Source organism: Chloroflexota bacterium (genome assembly GCA_009840355.1).
GTDB lineage: Bacteria > Chloroflexota > Dehalococcoidia > Lucifugimonadales > JADFKI01 > Bin90.
This window is the reverse complement of the sequence record VXNZ01000026.1, coordinates 1-18,647: the sequence shown is the minus strand read 5'-3', so window position 1 is coordinate 18,647 and position 18,647 is coordinate 1. Positions and strand designations below refer to the sequence as shown.

Sequence of the window (18,647 nt, the reverse complement as noted above, 5' to 3'; positions counted from 1 at the left end):
ATTGCGCACGACGTTGATATAGGTGGGATGAGAGGAGATGTCAAGCGGCTAAGGCGCACTATTCAGGCAACCATTCGCGATACGCAGACAGTGGTGCCGAAGGTCGGAGTCGAACCGACACGGGATCGCTCCCAACGGTTTTTGAGACCGTCGCGTCTACCATTCCGCCACTTCGGCACTGTTTGAGGGTACAGGTCAATTATTATCTATCGCAGAAGCAAGGTCAACGATAAGATTGCAAGTTGATAGCGTTTCCATTCAGATGGTCATATTTCTTCCGTCATTCCTGCGAAAGCAGGAATCTAGTGGCGTAATATCGTAAAACCACCCAAAAAGAAACGAAATCTTGCAACTTAACAGGATGGATATGATTTACAGGTGATTTTCAGCCCGTCCGAGTTACATGTGAATCTGCTTCTCGCCGGACAGGTAGGCTTCCGGCTCGCGTTGGAAGGCGCGATTGCAGCCCATCGCGCAGAAGTAGTAGGTCACGCCGTTATATTCGAATGTGCCGCCGTTTGGCTTCTTCATATCGACTTCCATTTGGCAGACCGGATCGGTCGCCAAGTCAGGGCTACCCTTAAATAGTTTCAGCAGCATGGTTCCCTCCTAGTGTCCATGTTCCGGCAGAGCACAAAGAACGAATTGGCTCTACTTGAACCGCCGCAGACGCAACGAGTTGCCGAGCACCGTAACCGAGCTTACCGCCATCGCAGCCGCCGCTAGTATCGGGTTGAGGAAGCCGTGCTCGCCTAGCACCGGCGCGAGCGTGTCGGGGACGCCGCTGCCTGCGAAGAGCGGGTATAGCACGCCAGCCGCGACGGGTATGAGCGCGACATTGTATGCGAACGCCCAGAATAGGTTCTGCCGGATGGAGCGCATCGTCGCCTTGCTGAGGCGAATCGCCTTCGATATGGCATGCAAGTCCGTGCCAACGATAGTGATGTCTGCGGTCTCGGCGGCAACATCTGTGCCGGCTCCGATGGCGAAGCTTACGTCGGCTTGCGCCAGCGCCGGGGCGTCGTTGATACCGTCTCCGACCATCGCGACGACCTGTCCGGCATCTTGCAGTGCCTTGATTTCCGCCGCCTTGTCGCCCGGCAGCACTTCCGCGACCACGCGATCGATGCCGACTTGCCGCGCGACTTCTTTCGCCGTGTGCGGGTTGTCGCCGGTCAGCATCACCACATCGATGCCGTCGCGTTTGAGTTGGGAGACCGCGGACTTAGCCTCAGGGCGTATCGTGTCCGCGATGGCAATCAGCCCCACAACTTCGCCGTTGCGCGCGAGGAATACGGGCGTGTTGCCCCGTCCCGCCATCGCCTCCCACTGAGATTCGTACACCTTCAGAGACACACCTTCGTTGAGGCTCAGCGCTAGGTTGCCGAGCAGCACAGCGTCGCCGTTCAGTGTGGCGGATACGCCGAATCCGGGCAACGCGCGGAAATCTTCGACGGTGCTTGTGCGCAAGCCGCGTTCATTCGCAGCTTCGACAATCGCCTTGCCAAGCGGATGCTCTGAGCCGCGCTCTACCGATGCGGCGAGCGATAGCAACTCGTCGTCGGGAAGTTCGTCGCTGACAATTTCGACGACAGACGGTGTGCCGCGTGTCAGGGTGCCGGTCTTGTCGAGCGCGACAGCGCTGACCTTGTGGGCGCGCTCGAGCGATTCCGCGCTGCGGATTAGTATGCCGAATTCCGCGCCTTTGCCCGTACCCACCATTATCGCCGCCGGTGTCGCCAAGCCGAGCGCGCACGGACAAGCGATTATCAGCACCGCGACCGCAGTCAGCGTGGCATGAATGTAGCTGGGCGGCGGACCTAACAGCAACCAGAATGCGAATGTGAGTGCCGCCACGATTATCACGGCAGGCACAAAATACGCGGCGACCGTATCGGCGAGACGCTGCACCGGTGCTTTGGAACCCTGCGCCTCTTCAACGAGCCGCACGATTCTCGCAAGCATCGTGTCGCGGCCGACTTTGATTACGCGATAGGTGAAACTGCCAACGGCGTTGACCGTGCCGCCGAATACTTCATCGCCAATTGCCTTGTCGATGGGCAGGCTCTCGCCTGTGAGCATGGATTCGTCCACGGACGAACTGCCTTCAAGCAGCGTACCGTCAACTGGGATGCGCTCGCCGGGCCGCACCAGAACGACATCGCCGACACGCAGGTCGTCTATGGCAATCTGCGCTTCGACGCCGTCGCGGACTACATTGGCGGTGCTAGGCTGCAACCCCATTAGCCCGCGAATGGCGCTGGATGCGCGTTCCTTTGCGCGCGCTTCGAGGTACTTGCCTAGCAGCACCAGCGCGATGATTGCCGTGGATGTGTCGAAGAAAGTAGCGGTGGACACATCAGCGAAGAAAAATGTGCCGCCGAGCAAAGTTACGGCGACGCTGTAGAAGTAGGCGACCGAAGTGCCTACCGCAATCAGCGTATTCATATTGCTGGTGCGGTGCTTCAGGGCACCCCAAGCGCCATGGTAGAACTGCCTACCGCACCAGAATTGCACCGGCGTGGCGAGCGCAAGCAGCAGGTAGTCCATGCTGTATGGCAACAGACCATGCGCGGCGGGGATGAACATCAGCGCCATAATCGCGGCGGCGATGACGATGCCGACAGCGAGCTTACGTCGAAGTATCAGCACATCACGCGGCGTAGCGGCATCGTCGTGTTCGCCTACTACGCCTAGCAGCGAATAACCGGCGTCCTCGATGGCGTGGCGCATGTCGGACACCGCCGCCAAACCGGGTATGTATTCGACGGCCGCGCGCTCGGTCGCCAGGTTGACGCCCACGTCCAGCACGCCGTCAACGCCGTTCAGCGCGTGTTCGACGTGGCTGACGCATGCGGCGCAAGTCATACCGCCCACGGAAAAGTTGACCTTGTCGGTGGCGATGCCGTAGCCCGCGTCTTCCACGGCGCCCAGCAGCGCGTCCACCTTGATTGCGCCGTCTTCCAGCGCGATGGTCGCCTTCTCGGACGCCAGACTAACGCTGACATCGGCGACGGCAGGCACTTCCTCAAGCGCGTGCGACACATGAATCACGCACGCCGCGCATGTCATGCCGGTTATCGGTACTGTGATACGCTCTCGCGTTTCGGTAGCCATGCCTACATTATAGCAGGATGGACAGGATAGTTAGGATAGGTTAGTCCTTTGCGTCCTGCCCGTACTGCCAAACTAGCCCGTACTGCCAAACTAGAATGAACGAATGACTCCGATTACGCGACCGCGAACCTTCACATTCTCGGCTGGGACGCGGATGGGATCCATTGAAGCGTTTTCCGGCTGCAGGCGGACGGTATTGCCTTCGAGAAAGAAGCGCTTGAGCGTAACTTCGTCGCGGTCGCGCAGTTCGGCGGCGACCATTTCGCCGGTGGCGGCGGTCTCAGCCGGCTGCATGATTACCAGATCGCCGTCTGCGATGAAGGCGTCTATCATGGAATCGCCCTTGACGCGCAGACCGTAGGCATCCTCGGTGCCTGTTACCATGGACAGCGGAACATCGTAGGACTCGAACTCGTCCGTGTGCCGCGATGCCACGGACGGGATGTGCAGCGGCTCACCGGCGGCGATGCTGCCGTAGATGGGAATCGCGACCACGTTGGAGCGGGATACCGCGTGTTCGCCCAGCAGCTCGATGCCACGCGAGACTTCGGGCAACCGGCGCAGGTAGCCATGTCGCTGCAGGATATGCAGGTTGTAGTCCACGACCGACGTCGAGCTTATCTGGCAGCCGGCCTGGATGTCGCGCACGGTAGGCGGGAACTGGTTCTCGCCCATGAACTTCTTGATGAACGCCAGAATGTTGCTTTGGCGCTCGGACAGCTTTTTCTTCGGCTTTGCGGTTACGTTTGTAGTCATTGCACCCTCCTTGTCTGGAACTGAAACACTGCGAACATGCGCCCAAAGTACGCATGTTCGCAGTGTACAGCACATAGAACGAAAGTGTCAACACCTGCGCGTTACTTCAAGACTGACAATATATCGAGCAAATACAGAGAGAGAATAATCTTCATTCACCCATGTTGTGTGTTCTAATATCAGCAACGCTGCTATTCGCGGTGATAGAGGGCTGAATGGCGCGTTGCTACCAGTCAAAGACAATTGTCACCCAATAATCTCGTGCTAGGTTGAAATCTGGCCAATAGGAGAATCGGGAGCAATAGCATCAATTCTTGGAAACACCCAACGTCAGTTCCTTGACTATATTTCTCTGTAGTAATATTCAAGACCCAGTGTATCCCTTTAATGCCAGGGACCCGTGCCGGATCGTTTCTTCCAGATCATACCTGTCATCGGGATCATAGCCATAGTATTTGGCCTGCTTGTGCCTCCATCTCTCACCCATCAATTTGTCGCCCGGGATATGCGGGCTCCCTTCCGCTAAACCAGATACGGTTTATGTTATGCCTCTTTGATTTTCAAGGAACTTTCAGGATATACGAGATGTCCTCTGCATCACTTGACTAAATGCGAGACTTTGCCTTAAAGTTCTGCCAAATCCTATCATTAAGGGACGGAGATGAAAATCATGAGGACAGTTGCACTTATGGCAGCGGCGTTATTTACGCTTGCTGCGCTCGCATGCGGTTCCGCACCGGCGGAGGTTGCACAGCCCGTAGCCGCGCCTGCACAGGCGGCGCCCGCTGCGGCTCCGGCGGCGCCGGCCGCGCCCGCTCCGGCACAAGCCGCCCAACAGCCGCAAGCTCCAGCCGCGCCCGCGCCGGCGGCGCCCGCACTCCCGGGCTTCCAATCACAAGTCATACCCGCACCGGCGCAGCCAATAGCGCAGCCGACTAGGCCCGCGGGCAGGTCTGCGGCTCCGGCGGCGATGATGGGATCCGGCGATGTGCGGCGCGGAGGACATTTCATCTGGGGCGTAGGTCCGCGCGTGTTCCCGCCTAAGTGGGACATGACGCAGGCGGGCGTGTGGCACTTCACCGAGCACTTCAACCGGCACTACAGCGGCATCCTGCAGTTCAACCCGCGCAACGGCATCGACGTGCTGCCCGACCTCGGCGATACATGGGAGTTTGCGCCTACTGTTGACGAGATAACGGTCAACCTGGTCGAGGGCGTGCAGTGGCACGACGGCAACCCGCTGACAGTGGAAGACATCGAGTTCACGCTTGACCGTTGGGCGAACCCGCCTGAAGGCATCCCGCAGCCTCGCGTGGGCGGCTTCAAAAACATCGCCGGCACGGAGAAGATAGACGACACCACATTCAAGGTGTCACTGAAGCAGCCTAGCGCCGATTTCCTGCTGGACCTAGCGGACGCGTGGCACATAATGCTGCCCAAGCACATAGTCGAGCTGGAAGGCGGGATAAACTCGCCCGACCGCCTGATTGGCACGGGCGCGTTCCAAGTCAAGGACACCGAGCGCGACAGTTTCGTGCTGTCCGAGCCGAATCCGAATTACTTCCGCAATGCGCCGGACGGCTCGCCGTATCCATACCTAGACTTGGTTACGACCATCCAGTTCACCGACTGGGACACACAAGCGGCGGCGCTTGCAACCAACCGCATCGACCTATCCGCACCAATGAATCTGGCGAGCGCATGGGGCGTCAAGGAATCGCTGGGCGACCAGATAGACCTGGAAGCGGCGTTCAGCCCCGGCGTGATGTACATATCTATGAATGGCGAAAAGGCTCCGTTCGACGACATCCGCGCGCGCAGGGCGCTATACCTCGCCGTGCATCGCGCGCCGATACAGGCGACGCTTTCCACGCCGATAGCAGAGCTGCCCGCCAACTTCGTGCAGGTGAGCTTCCTTGGCACTGCCGACCCCAACCTGAGCGATGTCTCGACATACTACGGATATGATCAGGCAACTCGTGAGGAAGCGCAGGCAGAGGCAAAGCGTCTGTTCGAAGAACTGGGCGTAACCGAGTTCACGGCGAACGCGGGCATCTCCGGCGCGAACAACGACAGCGCGCAGATTATCGTGCAGCAGCTCGAGGACATCGGCATCAAGATGAACATCGAGACTTACGAGACCGCGCCGCTGCGTGCGCGTGGTCAGGAAGGCAACTACGAGGTGATGTTCGACAGCCATGCCGTCGCGATGGCGAACCCTGTGAACTTCATCGACCTGTTCTATCTGCCCGGCGCGGGTGCCTTCTACCACAACGCCGCGCCGCCGCAGGAATACTTGGACAAGGTCTCCGAAATCAAGCGAACATTCCCCGGACCGGAGCGCAATGCGCAGTTCAAGGAGCTCGACACGATTATGCGCGAGCAGTGGATTCCAAAAGTCCCCACTCTGCGTTTCAACGAGTACAAGCTTTCTTGGTCTTATGTGAATAACTGGGATCCCATCCCGGCGATGAAGTTCATCCAGACTCGGATTTACGACGTGTGGCTGAGCGAAGGCGCGCCGCAGAGGTAATCGATCTTATACTCCGGCAGCAGGTGCATGGCATTTGCCCGCCCCTGCTGCCGCTTATCGTTTAGCGCGCGGCGCGGTACGGCGTGATATTGCCTTGATTTGGCACGATCCGGCATTGATATGCCGAGCCGCATCCCTTGCGCCTGCGCATTAAGGCAGCAATTGAGGCAGGTTCACCCGTGTGGAAATACACGCTCCGACGGCTTGTCCTGATAATCCCGACACTCTTCCTACTCGGCACGATACTGTTCTTCATGCTGCGCGTGCTGCCGGGGGATCAGGCGCTGTTCATCACATCGGGCGAGGAATCCGTGGCGTCCATCGAGGACATCGAGGCGCTGCGCGAGGCGTGGGGCTTGAACGACCCGCTTTATGTGCAATACTGGCGCTGGCTCAGCGACATCCTACGCGGCGACCTAGGCTATTCGCGCTACGCCGACCGCCCGGTCTGGGACGCGCTCGCCAGCAAGATAGAAGTTACGGCGACGCTTGCCTTCCTATCTGTGGTGGTCGCGCTGGCGTGGTCGCTGCCGCTGGGCGTAATATCGGCAATCTGGCGCGGCAGTTGGGTTGACCAGACTATTCGCGTCATCACGGCTGCGGGAATCGCGATGCCCAACTTCTGGGTGGCGATATTAATGCTGCTTTTCCTAGTCAAGTTCTTCAATTGGATACCGCCTGTGCAGCATGTAAGCGTCTTCGAAGAGCCGTTCACCGCACTAAAGCGGCTGATTCTGCCTGCCGCGGTGATAGGCTTTCGCTCGGCGTCCACCATCAGCAGGATGACGCGCTCCACGATGCTGGAAGTCATAGGCGACGATTACATTCGCACGGCGCGCGCCAAAGGGCTGGGTCCCTGGGTCGTAACCCTGCGGCACGCGCTCGCCAACGCCATCATCCCGGTGCTGACGATGGCGGGCTTGCTCGTGGCGGCGCTGATGGACGGCGCGGTCATCATCGAGCGTATATTCACGCTTCCCGGACTAGGACAGCAGATAGTCGATGCGACCAGCGCGCGCGACTTCGTAATGGTGCAAGGCATCGTGCTGATACTCGCGCTATTCATGATGCTGTGGATACTGGTCATCGACCTGCTCTACGCGTGGATAGACCCGCGCATCCGCTACGAATAGCCGCCGGCCTACAATAGACTAACCGGCAATCGACAGTAACACCTGAAAGGCACATCTCAATTGCAGCAAGCCACGCCCGACGCGGCGATGCAAGGTACAGTCTCGATAACCAAGGCAGCGCGGATTCGCAGCGGCCTACTGGACTTCGGGCGCAGCCACCCGACAGGCGCGATCGGCGGCATTGTCCTCATCACGATAATATTGCTGGTGCTGCTGGCGGACCTCGTATCGCCCTTCAGGTCCGACCGCACGGTAGCGCGTCAGCTGCTGCCGCCAATGTCCGAAGCGACAATCGAAGAGGGCACACTGTGGCTTGGCACGGACGAACTCGGCCGCGATTTGGTGAGCAGACTGCTGTACGGCGGACGAGTATCCATGTTCGTGGGAATTATGGCGCCGCTCATCGGAGTCGCATTCGGCACGGTGCTGGGCATCGCGAGCGCGTACTTCGGCAAGCTATTCGACTTGCTTGTGCAGCGGCTGGTCGATACGGTGCTAATTTTGCCGGGCATCGTCGTCGCCATGACGATAACCGTTGCGTTCGGATTTACCGTGCCGGTGGTCATTATTGCGCTTGCGGTCAGCTACAGCGCGAGTTCAGTGCGCGTGGTGCGTTCACGCGCACTGACATTGAGCAACATGCAGTATGTCGAGGCGGCGCGTGCCATCGGCAGCTCGGATGCGCGTATCATATTCCGCCATCTCGTGCCGAATTCGCTGCCCGTGTCCATGGTGCTGGTGGCGGTCAGCGTCGGCGCGGCAATAACGGCTGAGGCGGCGCTGAGCTTCCTCGGCATTGGCATACAGCCGCCTATCCCGTCTTGGGGCAATATGCTCACGCGCGCACAGCAGAGCTTCCATTTCGCGCCGCACATCGCAATTGCGCCGGGTCTGGCTATCACCCTCGTCGTGCTGGCAATCAACCTGTTCGGCGATTCGCTGCGCGACGTGCTAGACCCCAGACTGCGGAATGTGCGCTAGACTATTCGCGCAATTGCATAGAGTATGGGTCGCAGCAGGATATGGCATTCCGCCCAGACTTTTCTATCCAAGCGAAACGGTGTCCGTAGATAGACAAAGGAGTTGACGATGGCAGACAGACCTAATCTCGTGTTCATATTCAGCGACCAGCAGCGCGCGGATACCATGGCGTGCTACGGCAACGACTGGCTGAATGTGCCGAATCTGAACGCGCTCGCCGCACAGAGTTTCGTGTTCCGGAATGCCTATGTCACGCAGCCGGTCTGCACGCCGGCGCGCGCTTCCATCATGACTGGGCTATATCCGCACGAGGCGGGTCCGGTCGTGAACCAGCTGGTGCTCCCGCGCGAGACGCCGGTAATCGCCGAGATGCTGCCGGAAGAATACTACTGCGGCTACTACGGCAAGTGGCACTTGGGCGACGATGTGATACGGCAGCACGGCTTCGACGAGTGGGTGAGCACCGAGGACGGCCACCTGCCCGAGTACACGCGCCGCGAGTACCGCAATGTCTATAGCACATACTGGAATCACCTAGTCGCGAACGGCTTCAAGCCGGACTTGGAGCGAATGCCGGGCAAGTATATCTTCTCGCCTGCCGCACGATCAGAGCTGCCTGAAGAGTTTCAAATGGCGTCGTTCCTCGGTGACCAAGCAGCGGACTTCATCGAGCGCAACAGCGACAAGCCGTTCGTGCTGTATGTGAGCACATTCGAGCCGCATCCGCCGTATCACGGTCCGCTGAACGATATGTACGACCCGGCGCAATTGCCCGTCGGTCCGGCGTTCTTGCAGCGCCCGGAGAACGTGTCGCTGTACAACCGCGTGCGAGGCTACTACTATACTCAGTATATGTATGAAGGCGGTGACCCGTCCCAAGACCCATATATGGCGCACAATCCCGCGTCCGGGCAAGACCTGACGACCGAGATCGGCTGGCGCACGCTGCGCGCGCATTATCTTGCAAACGTCACGCTAGTCGATCGCATGGTGCAGAAGATTACCGACGCGCTGGAGCGTGCCGGCGTCGCGGACAACACGGTTGTCGTGTTCACAAGCGAACATGGCGAGATGGCAGGCGACCACGGCATGCTGGAGAAGCGGTCGTTCTATGAGGAATCGGCGCGTGTGCCGCTGACGATGCGCGTGCCGTGGCTGAGCGGCGAGCAGACGATGCTCGAAGGCAGCGCAAGCCACATCGATCTCGTTCCCACGCTGCTCGACCTGCTCGGACAGACGCCACCTTCGCACCTGCAGGGCAAAAGCCTAGCACCCGTGCTGCGCGGTGACGCCGACCTTAGCGCCAACGAAGTCGTCGTGGAGTGGAACGGCAACAGCGACAACCTACCCGACCGCTTCCTTGGCAGCGCCGCGATCAACCGCATGAACGCGCTGCCAAGGCGCTGCATCATCACGCCGGACAGGTGGAAGCTTGCCCTCTGCGCCGGCGACCAAGGTGAGCTGTTCGACATGAACAGCGACCCGTACGAAATGACGAACCTGTTCGACGACCCTGCACAGCGCGACCGCGTGATCGACATGTCGGCACGCCTGCGGATGTGGCAGCAGCGGACAGGAGATAGTGCGCCATTGCCTAGTTTATAAGCGCGGTGGTGTGTGCGGTGGCTTGTGGCTTTGGATGAGGGCAATTCGCGCCCTTGCGCCCATCCAAAGTGGCAACGCCGTCGCAGTGGCGGCATCGACGGGACAAAAAAGTGATGACGCATGCGAAGGAGGGAGCCCGCATGCGCCATACTTGGGAAAAGAGTTTTCTAGGTTTGGGTATTACTGCTTGATCATGTCACGGTTGGCGGCGTACTCGGCGTCGCCGAGCTTAATATAGCCGACTTCTTGCGACAACTCTGCCGCGTTGTCCAAGTAGAACTCCACGAATGCCTTCACTTCAGGACGCTCCATGCTCTGCTTGCTCACATAGATGAACAGCGGACGGGATAACGGCGAGTAGCTGCCGTTTTCGATGCTCTCGGATGTGGGAAGTACGCAGCCGTTGCCGGAGTCAACCGCAACCAGTTTCAGCTTGTCCACATTTTCCTGATAGTACGAATAGCCGAAGTAGCCTAGCGAGTACCTGCCGCCGGCAATGCCTTGCACCAGCACATTGTCGTCCGCGCTCGCCGTGTAGTCCGGGCGGCTCAGCTGTGCCTCACCCATGACTTCCTCGGTGAAGTAGTCGAAAGTGCCGGAGTCGGTGTCGGGACCGTAGAGGGCGATGTCTTTGGAGGGCCAGCCGGAGTTCACATCGCTCCACTGGGAGACGGTGCTGCCCGGCTCCCATATCATCTTGAGCTGGTCGGTGGACAGGCACTCCACGAAGTCGTTCTCAAGGCTTACCATCACGGACAAGCCATCCATTGCGACACGCAGCGGGTAATATTCGATTCCATTCTCTTCAGCAACGGCTGCCTCGTTCTCCCTGATGGGACGAGAAGCGTCGGAGATGTCGATCTCGCCTACGGTGAAGCGCTTGAAGCCGCCACCCGTCCCGGATACGCCAACATTGACGCGCACATCGCGATGCAGCTTGCCGAACTCTTCAGCGACCGCCTCGGACACGGGGAAGACTGTGCTAGAGCCGTCGATTTCGATTGTGCCACTCAGCGCCATCACCGGAGCAGCTCCCGCGGTAGCGGCCGGGGCTGCGGGCGTCTGTTCCCCACCGCCGCACGCCAGCGCGAAAATAAGCGCCAAGCTCATTATCATGGCGACGCTCCACACGCCACCTATTCGTCGGAAATTGCTTAAGTTAGGCATGTTAATTGAGTAATACCTCCTCAGTATGTAACGCCTTCCTCGTTGATATTCGAGCAAGATTTCTGGCTGCCTTAACGATACGAAGCGCATGTAAACAGAGCATTAACGAAGGGTTAATGTCATTTTAGGAAGCATTGAACAGCCAATTGAAAGCAACGCAAGAGACAAGGTATGAAGCGGCGGATAAATCACCATTCCAAACCAAATAGTCAGTAATTGGAAATGGAATACGGAAAAAGTCTTGCCGCTATTCCGCTCCGCCTGCTTCCTTGAACGCTTGCGTGAGCTGGATCATCACTGAGCGCGAGGCACGGTTGGATACGACAACGGCATTGGGCTGATTGCGGATGACTTGAGTGCGTAGGTAGGCGCGTTCTGATGGGCGTATGTCTTCCGCCATCACCAGCGCGTCGAAGTCGGAGTAGCCGGATATGTCCAGCGCAGTGGTTACGCTCGTGGTTGCCGATACTAGACAGCCGTTTCGCTCTAGTATGCCGGTGAGCTCGTCAGCGCGGCTCTGCGTCTGTGCCACAACCAAAACTCGTGTGTAGTTGCCCATTGCCGTCATCGTTCGCCTGCGCTCGCTTATTTCTCTTGCGTATCGGACAGCTTGAAATGCTGGACTACCTGCCCCAGAATTTGCAGAGCCTCTCCGAAGTCCGGCCCCAGCGGCGGACCGAAACTAAGATGTGTCGCGCCGTCTGACACAAGCGGTTCCAAGCGCTCTATGATGTCAGCGGCATCGCCCACGACGCCGATGCGCAGCATGTTGTCCGTTACGAGGTCAATTGCGCGTGCTTCGTCTCGGTCATCGACTAGCGCCTTGTTGATCGGCTCGAAGTCCACCGTGGATAGCCCTAAATCGGCAAGCAGTGTTTCATTCATCGCGCTGCCGTAGTAGGCGACCTTCTGCGCAAGAACGCGCCGCGCGGCTGCCCGGTCTTGCGCCGCCGATACCCAGATGCATGTGGCGAAATCGAAATCCGCCGTGTTATTCACACTTATCGCTTGCCCACAATCGACCTGTTGCCGTGCGAAGTAGTATCGCTCCGGCGGGAAGAGCAGCGGCAGCGCGCCGTCGCCAATTTCGCCGGCGAGGTGCAACATTCGCGGTCCCATCGCGCCGATGTATATCGGGATTTCGCGCTCCACATGAAAGCGCATATACGCCCCACTGCCCCACGGCAGAAATTCGCCGTCGCACTCGGCGCTTTCATTGCGCATCAGCCGCCTTATCGCCGCGACGGATTCGCGCATCGCGGTCAGAGGCTTGCCGTGCCGTATGCCGACCCAGCCGAGAAACTCCGCCGCACCGGACGCTATTCCCAACAAGAATCTTCCATCCGACACTTCGTCGAGCGTTCCTGCGAGCATGGCGACTTCGGCAGGGTTCATAGTGTAGGGATTCAGTACGCAGCTGCCGAGTTGGATGCGATTGGTGTTCAGCGCGACTGCTGTCAATATGACGCCGGCGCTTCGCAGGAAGAGATCGCTGCTGACCCAGAACTGGTCGAAGCCCAGCGATTCAGCTCGCTGCGCCAGCTCGACATACTGCGGCACGGTCAGGTCGTTGTTTAGGCGCAGGCTAAAGCGCATCGCCACCTTCCACTACCGCCTCCGCCTCTATTTCCACCAGTAGAGAGTCGTCCACGAGCCTCGCCTCTACGAGGGTGCACGCAGGGCGAATATCCGCGAACACTTCACCATGCACCCGTGCGACTTTCTCCCAGTGCGCGATGTCCGACACGTATATACGCGTTCGTACGACGCCGGACATGCTGCCTCCCAGCGATTCGATGGCGTTCTTGATGATGTCCAGTATCGCCCTTGCCTGCTCGCCCGCGTCGTCCAAGCCCAACGCGCCGTCTGCGCCACTCGCGGTCGTGCCCGCGACATGTATTCGGTTGCCGCTGCGCACCGCCCGGCTGTAGCCGCCGACTGCTTCCCAAGGCGTTTCGGTTGAATGTCGAAGAACTGACATAGGTACTCCATGACGACAAGGATGCGCGAATGACACGAACGATGATTTGACTGCCGATTGGAATTGTAGCAGGCGGCGATTGGGCGCACAACGGGACATGATGAACAGTTATTCTTGGCACGTGCTGATTATCGAATCGTCATTCCTGATTTCGCAGGAATTCAGCGCTCCTATGGGCAGGTCCGATTCGCATTATCAGCACTTATAGAGAACACTTGACGGACAGTCCACAAAGGCTGAAAAAGATTGACTGAAAACGAGCGCAATGATAAAGTGAAATTGTTCACTAACTCGGTTGAATTCAAAGGATTTCTGGCAATCCGTGAGGGAAATAGAGCGCGCTGAAGTCGTCCGTAAGGCCCGCGAAGCCGGAGCGCATCTCATATCGTTCTTCTGGTGCGACAACGGCGGCATCATCCGAGGCAAGTCCACCCACATTTCTGGCTTGGAAAGCAGGCTTGATTCGGGCATCGGTGTTGCCACCGCGATGCAGGCTATGGGCGATATGGACCAGTTGCAAGTCATCGACGGTATGGGACCCGCGGGCGAGTTCAGACTTATGCCGGACCCCGACACATTCACAATCATGCCTTATGCGCCGAAACGCGCTCTGATGTTGTGCGACCTAATAGCCCTGTCTCGCGAGCCGTGGGAGGCTTGCCCCAGAGATTTCTTAAAGAGGATGCTCGCAAAAGCGGAGACTATGGGGTTGCGATTTCAAGTCGCTATGGAAGCCGAGTGGTACTTGACTGAAAAGGAAGGCGACAAGTTCGTTCCCTGCGACGAAAGCCTCGACAATTCCAGCGTCGGCATGACATTCGCGCAGGAAGTCGTTGACGAGATTATCGAGGCGCTGGAAGCACAAGGTATCGGAATAGAACAGTATCACACCGAAGTCGGACATGGACAGCACGAGTTGAGCATCCGACACGCGCCCGCACTCAGGGCGGCTGACAATCATATAATCTATCGGGAGACGGTGCGGAATGTGGCGTATCGCCACGGGATGTACGCATCATTCGCGCCTAAACCATTTCCAGAGCAAGCGGGCAACGGCTGCCACATCCATTTCAGCGGCTGGGACTTGGAGGAAAAGACGAACCTGTTTTACGACGCCCAAGACGCGGACAACATCAGCGAGTTGGCGTATCATTTCATCGGCGGCGTAATGGCGCATCTGCCGGGACTCGTCGCCCTGACCTGCCCCAGCATGAATAGCTACCGCAGGCTCTCGCCCGGTTCTTGGAGCACGGCATTCACCTGCTACGGGCCGGACAACCGCGAAGCCGCCCTGCGGGTACCATCCAACTTCTGGGGCGCGGAGATGGCTTCGACTAACTTGGAGTTTCGCCCAGCCGACAACAGTTCCAACCCGTATATCGCCTTGGGAGGCTTGATTGCGGCAGGACTAGACGGCATAAAGCGCGAACTACAGCCTAGCACATCGCAGCGAATTGATGTTGACCCTGCGCGCTTGACTGAAGAAGAGTTGGCGAGACGGGACATCCACAGACTACCCACTTCGCTGGCAGACGCCACCCGAGAGTTGGAACGAGATACGGTTCTGCTGGACGCAATGGGACCGTTGCTCGCCAATTCCTACCTTGCCATAAGGCATGCCAATTGGGCGATTTTCTCGCGCGAAGACGCCGAGTTTGAAATCAAAAACCACTTCTACAAATACTGAAATACGCGGATAAGAAGACGAAAAGCAGCTGAAGAGCAAGTTGTCGGGCGACAATGTAGGGCAGCTACGGAGCAGGAGGCTATGTTGCAAAAGCGAAATCTGTTGGTTCTTGCGAGCGTTTGCGTCGTGTTGATGCTTGGCGTGATTGCCTGCGGGCAGCCCGTGCCGGATCCGCCGCCGCCTACAACTGCGCCGCGCATGTCGCCGCCGCCACCTCCGCCCGCGCCTACGGTCGCCGTAGCGAGCAGCCAGAACGGAACAGGGCAGCCAGGCGGTGGCGGAACGCCCGTTGATGTCGGATTGCTGGACATCGGCGGCAGCGGCGAGTACGCGTACAGCCCCGCCGATATGACATTCAGCGTCGGCGAGACTGTTACTTTCACGATGACGGCGGAGACCGAGTTCCACACCTTCGAGGTCGATGACCTGGACATTTATGTCGAAGTCGAAGCCGGCGATACGATTGACTTCACATTCACATTCGACGAAGCAGGCACCTACGAGCTAATCTGCACGCCGCACAGCGCGCAGGGAATGGTTGGCACGATTACAATCAACTAGGCGGTGGACTAGCGGCACAGCCCTACACAGCCCCGCACGGCAACTGACAATCATCGAAATGCGCCATCTACGCGATATAGATGGCGCATTTTTTCGTCATAAATGTCCGATTTCTTTCTAGAAAGGCGCGACCTTTATGGCTAAAATAATTAGATGAACATAACAAATCCAAAGACAGAACAAACTGGAGGACATGAGGAATGAGGTTATCTTGCCTACAAGAGAATCTGGCGCGCGGACTCTCGGTCGTGGGGAGAGCGGTCGCCTCGCGATCCACTCTTCCCATCACACAGAATGTCCTTCTCAGTACAGAGCAGTCGATGCTCAAAATCTCGGCGACCGACCTGAATATGGCAATGACCACTTGGATCGGCGCACAGGTCGAAGAAGAAGGCGCAATCACGGTGCCGGCGCGGCTGCTCGGCGACTTCGTGAACTCGCTGCCGCCGGAGCGCATCGACATCGAGACGACCGCGCAGCCAATTGGTCTGAATATCAAGTGCGTCAGCTTCGAGTCGAACATCAGCGGCACGCCGGCAGACGACTTCCCGCCGATTCCCGCAGTTGCGGACGGCGTGGCGGCTAAGATTGAGCCGAGTGTGCTGCGTGAGGCGATAGACCGCGTATCGTTCGCCGCCGCAGTAGAAGACTCGCGTCCCGTGCTGACGGGCGTGAAGACGGAAATCACCGGCAGCGACTTCAAGTTCGCAGCCGCGGACGGATTCCGGCTCGCCGTGTACAGCGGCAAGCTGGCAGAGCCGCCCAGCGAGGACATCGAGTTCCTGATACCGGCGCGCGTGCTGAACGAGATAAGCCGCCTGCTCGGAACACAGCAGCGCGCGGTGGAATTCATGGTAACGCCGTCCAGCAATCAGGCGCTGTTCCGCGTGGAAGACGTGGAGATTGTGTCATCGCTGATTGCGGGTAACTTCCCCAACTACAACCAGCTCATACCGCAGAGCCACACGACGCGCGTCGTCATCGACTCGGACGACTTCCTGCGCGCCACGCGTATCGCGGCGATATTCGCCCGGGACGGCAACGGCATCATACGTCTGCAAGTGGCGGGCGGCGAAGAAGAGGCGCCCGGCCGTCTGACAATCTCATCGCGTTCCGAGGAAGTGGGCGACAACGAAGGGCAACTAGGCGCGGCTGTTGAAGGCGAAGAGGCAAAGATCGCCTTCAACACGCAATACCTCACCGACGTGCTTGAAGTCATCAACGGCGATGTGGCGATGGAAGTATCGTCGCCGTCAAGCCCCGGCGTGATCAAGCCCGCCGAAGGCGACGACTATGTGCATGTGGTAATGCCGATGTATGTGCAGTGGTAGCGTAAGCCAATCACAACGCAAGCGCCCGCAGCACTGTCCTACTTTATTGCCCCTTTCCCATAAGTACCTTTCCCTTTGGGGGGAGGCTGGGAAGGCGGGCAAAAGTGGCAATTCACCGCTCCGCGAGCCGCTGCGCTGCAACGCCGCCCTTACCACACCATTTAGGCGGGTTCTCGCACACGGCGCAGCGGCTGGATTTTCCTATATGTCGCGACGCGCCAGACCCATTCCGCCGGTCCGTACAAAAAGCGGCTCAACCAAGCCTGCGACCACCATAGCTGCAGCGCCCATACCGCGAGTACAAATACTAGGATTGCCGAGCGGTTGAGCCATGCGGCGTCGGCAAGCAGCACAGAAAGCGTCAGCACGCCGAATATCGTATGTGTCAGATAGTTTGTCAGCGCTATCCTGCCGACTGCGCGCAGCCGGCGCTTCAGCCGGTTGTCGGCGCCGTTGTTCCACAGGATTATGAGGCTCATATAGCCTAGAGACGCCGGAATGGTCCCAAGCGTGTTCGGAATCTGCCCGATAAACGCCACTTCTCGCGAGTAGTCCCCTAGCGCGGTAAACACCACGCCGAGCGCGGCTAGAGGCAGCCCGACGCCCAGCCCAATAATCGCCGTCCTGCGATAGAGACTTGACGCCATGCCGCCGTTCATGAAGCCCGTGCGATAGATGCCCGCACCGATTAGAATCAGCCCCAAGCCGCGCAGGAAATAGCCGAACAGTATCGGGAAGCCTATTAAGTCTTCCGTGTTGATTTCGCCAGGCGTCCATATTCCGGCAAGGGAAGTGCCTGTAGCGTCTGCGATGTACTGCGCCAGCAGCGCACCGCCAATAGACAGCGCGAACACCACGACGCCGATTGATATGAGCGCCTTGTTCGGCAGATTTCGCAGGGCAATCAGAAATACTGACGATATTGCGTATATCATCAGAACATCGCCGTCCCATAGCATGTAGTGCAGGACGCCCATAAGCAGCAGCAATGCGTTGCGCCACATGTTCAGCAGAACGGCGCGCCCGCCCCTAGTGGATGCGCGGTCGATGAAGAGTATCATGCCCGCGCCGAACAGCAGCGAGAACAGCCCCATGAACTTCTGATCGACGAATATCTCGCCGAATATGCCAACCGTCCAGTCCAGCCATGTCTCCGAACCGCCCGCGCTCAAGTTGAAGTAAGGCGCAGTGCCGTACCTGAACGAGACTGCGTTCATCAGCAGTATGCCCAGCACGGCGATGCCGCGAATCAGGTCAAGGCTGGTTATCCGGGCGCGCTCGGATACGGGGCCGGATTCGGCTTGCAGCTCAGGATTTGCCATTGCTCAGACTTTGCGAATAGGATGTGCCTCACTTTACCACAAGCGACTTCAATAAAGAGCGATAACGCACAGAGTCTTTCGGTTGTCACTCTTCACTTCGTTCAGAGTCTAAAATCTCTGTGCAAAAACAAGGCAGTCCATAGCCAGCGATTTCAGACTTCTCGCTTCGCTCGAAATGACATGGTGAATGACTTGAAATGACATGGCAGAGGAACGCAATAACCGAAAGACCCTGGATAAAGCAGAAACCCCGAGCTCAATGCCGGGGTTTCCGATGTTACTTGCGTTGGATTGCGCGCCGCGATGTCAGGCGCTACCCGCGATAGCCGCCCCTGCCGCCGCGGTCTCTGCCGCCACGGTCCCGGTCGCCACGGTCCCGGTCGCGGTCCCGGTCGCGCCCGCCACGGTATCCGCCCCTGTCTCTGCCCCCCCCCCCCCGGCCGCCGCGGGGCTGGGGGCCGGGGGGATTGGGG

At 58.6% G+C, this 18,647-nt stretch carries 15 protein-coding genes and 1 tRNA gene; 7 read left to right on the top strand and 9 right to left on the bottom strand.

The features are described from left to right. Positions 1–91: 91 nt before the first annotated feature. The 4 genes from F4X57_08040 to lexA form a co-directional block, all read right to left on the bottom strand. Positions 92–177, bottom strand: a tRNA-Leu gene (locus F4X57_08040). 222 nt (positions 178–399) lie between these two features. After that, positions 400–567 (bottom strand): YHS domain-containing protein, encoded by a 168-nt coding sequence (locus F4X57_08035; GenBank protein MYC07104.1) that lies wholly within the window; start codon positions 565–567, stop codon positions 400–402. A gap of 84 nt (positions 568–651) precedes the next feature. Next, positions 652–3,117, bottom strand: coding sequence for a copper-translocating P-type ATPase (locus F4X57_08030; GenBank protein ID MYC07103.1), 2,466 nt, complete (start codon positions 3,115–3,117; stop codon positions 652–654). 90 nt (positions 3,118–3,207) lie between these two features. Next, complete coding sequence (lexA, locus tag F4X57_08025; protein ID MYC07102.1) at positions 3,208–3,873, bottom strand: transcriptional repressor LexA; 666 nt, start codon at positions 3,871–3,873, stop codon at positions 3,208–3,210. Between the two features lie 670 nt (positions 3,874–4,543). On the opposite strand from lexA, the gene F4X57_08020 reads away from it, so the two are divergent. The 4 genes from F4X57_08020 to F4X57_08005 all read left to right on the top strand — a co-directional run bounded on the left by F4X57_08020 (position 4,544) and on the right by F4X57_08005 (position 10,125). Beyond that, positions 4,544–6,406, top strand: coding sequence for an ABC transporter substrate-binding protein (locus tag F4X57_08020; protein ID MYC07101.1), 1,863 nt, complete (start codon positions 4,544–4,546; stop codon positions 6,404–6,406). A gap of 179 nt (positions 6,407–6,585) precedes the next feature. After that, on the top strand, positions 6,586–7,539 hold the full coding sequence (locus F4X57_08015) for an ABC transporter permease (GenBank protein MYC07100.1): 954 nt from the start codon (positions 6,586–6,588) through the stop codon (positions 7,537–7,539). Positions 7,540–7,599: 60 nt separating this feature from the next. Then, positions 7,600–8,520, top strand: a complete 921-nt coding sequence (locus F4X57_08010) for an ABC transporter permease (GenBank protein ID MYC07099.1) — start codon at positions 7,600–7,602, stop codon at positions 8,518–8,520. A gap of 108 nt (positions 8,521–8,628) precedes the next feature. After that, a complete protein-coding gene (locus F4X57_08005; protein ID MYC07098.1) occupies positions 8,629–10,125 on the top strand; it encodes a sulfatase-like hydrolase/transferase in 1,497 nt (498 codons plus the stop codon). Positions 10,126–10,305: 180 nt separating this feature from the next. Here F4X57_08005 and F4X57_08000 read toward each other — a convergent pair whose 3' ends face one another. The 4 genes from F4X57_08000 to F4X57_07985 all read right to left on the bottom strand — a co-directional run bounded on the left by F4X57_08000 (position 10,306) and on the right by F4X57_07985 (position 13,273). Beyond that, complete coding sequence (locus F4X57_08000) at positions 10,306–11,292, bottom strand: PstS family phosphate ABC transporter substrate-binding protein (protein MYC07097.1); 987 nt, start codon at positions 11,290–11,292, stop codon at positions 10,306–10,308. Between the two features lie 247 nt (positions 11,293–11,539). Beyond that, complete coding sequence (locus F4X57_07995; protein MYC07096.1) at positions 11,540–11,860, bottom strand: hypothetical protein; 321 nt, start codon at positions 11,858–11,860, stop codon at positions 11,540–11,542. A gap of 17 nt (positions 11,861–11,877) precedes the next feature. Next, the gene (locus F4X57_07990; protein MYC07095.1) at positions 11,878–12,888 is read right to left on the bottom strand and encodes an LLM class flavin-dependent oxidoreductase; all 1,011 of its coding nucleotides are present in this window, start codon (positions 12,886–12,888) and stop codon (positions 11,878–11,880) included. Beyond that, the gene (locus F4X57_07985) at positions 12,878–13,273 is read right to left on the bottom strand and encodes a RidA family protein (protein MYC07094.1); all 396 of its coding nucleotides are present in this window, start codon (positions 13,271–13,273) and stop codon (positions 12,878–12,880) included. Before F4X57_07985 ends, F4X57_07990 begins: the two co-directional genes overlap by 11 nt. Before the next feature lie 331 nt (positions 13,274–13,604). Here F4X57_07985 and F4X57_07980 point away from each other — a divergent pair, with 331 nt between their 5' ends. The 3 genes from F4X57_07980 (at position 13,605) to dnaN (ending at position 16,852) form a co-directional block, all read left to right on the top strand. After that, positions 13,605–14,960, top strand: a complete 1,356-nt coding sequence (locus F4X57_07980; protein ID MYC07093.1) for a glutamine synthetase — start codon at positions 13,605–13,607, stop codon at positions 14,958–14,960. 81 nt (positions 14,961–15,041) lie between these two features. After that, a complete protein-coding gene (locus F4X57_07975) occupies positions 15,042–15,521 on the top strand; it encodes a hypothetical protein (GenBank protein MYC07092.1) in 480 nt (159 codons plus the stop codon). Positions 15,522–15,721: 200 nt separating this feature from the next. After that, positions 15,722–16,852 carry a DNA polymerase III subunit beta gene (gene dnaN, locus F4X57_07970; GenBank protein ID MYC07091.1) on the top strand — a complete coding sequence of 377 codons (1,131 nt, stop codon included), beginning with the start codon at positions 15,722–15,724 and terminating at the stop codon, positions 16,850–16,852. A gap of 161 nt (positions 16,853–17,013) precedes the next feature. On the opposite strand, the gene F4X57_07965 is transcribed toward dnaN, so the two are convergent. Further along, positions 17,014–18,174, bottom strand: coding sequence for a DUF418 domain-containing protein (locus tag F4X57_07965; GenBank protein ID MYC07090.1), 1,161 nt, complete (start codon positions 18,172–18,174; stop codon positions 17,014–17,016). Positions 18,175–18,647 lie beyond the last annotated feature (473 nt).

What these genes read in the sequence shown, in the direction of transcription:
- F4X57_08030 (MYC07103.1), bottom strand. Translation starts at nt 3,117, where the DNA reads ATGGCTACCGAAACGCGAGAGCGTATCACAGTACCGATAACCGGCATG.
- lexA (MYC07102.1), bottom strand. Translation starts at nt 3,873, where the DNA reads ATGACTACAAACGTAACCGCAAAGCCGAAGAAAAAGCTGTCCGAGCGC.
- F4X57_08020 (MYC07101.1), top strand. Translation starts at nt 4,544, where the DNA reads ATGAGGACAGTTGCACTTATGGCAGCGGCGTTATTTACGCTTGCTGCG.
- F4X57_08005 (MYC07098.1), top strand. Translation starts at nt 8,629, where the DNA reads ATGGCAGACAGACCTAATCTCGTGTTCATATTCAGCGACCAGCAGCGC.
- F4X57_08000 (MYC07097.1), bottom strand. Translation starts at nt 11,292, where the DNA reads ATGCCTAACTTAAGCAATTTCCGACGAATAGGTGGCGTGTGGAGCGTC.
- F4X57_07995 (MYC07096.1), bottom strand. Translation starts at nt 11,860, where the DNA reads ATGACGGCAATGGGCAACTACACACGAGTTTTGGTTGTGGCACAGACG.
- F4X57_07990 (MYC07095.1), bottom strand. Translation starts at nt 12,888, where the DNA reads ATGCGCTTTAGCCTGCGCCTAAACAACGACCTGACCGTGCCGCAGTAT.
- F4X57_07985 (MYC07094.1), bottom strand. Translation starts at nt 13,273, where the DNA reads ATGTCAGTTCTTCGACATTCAACCGAAACGCCTTGGGAAGCAGTCGGC.
- F4X57_07975 (MYC07092.1), top strand. Translation starts at nt 15,042, where the DNA reads ATGTTGCAAAAGCGAAATCTGTTGGTTCTTGCGAGCGTTTGCGTCGTG.
- dnaN (MYC07091.1), top strand. Translation starts at nt 15,722, where the DNA reads ATGAGGTTATCTTGCCTACAAGAGAATCTGGCGCGCGGACTCTCGGTC.
- F4X57_07965 (MYC07090.1), bottom strand. Translation starts at nt 18,174, where the DNA reads ATGGCAAATCCTGAGCTGCAAGCCGAATCCGGCCCCGTATCCGAGCGC.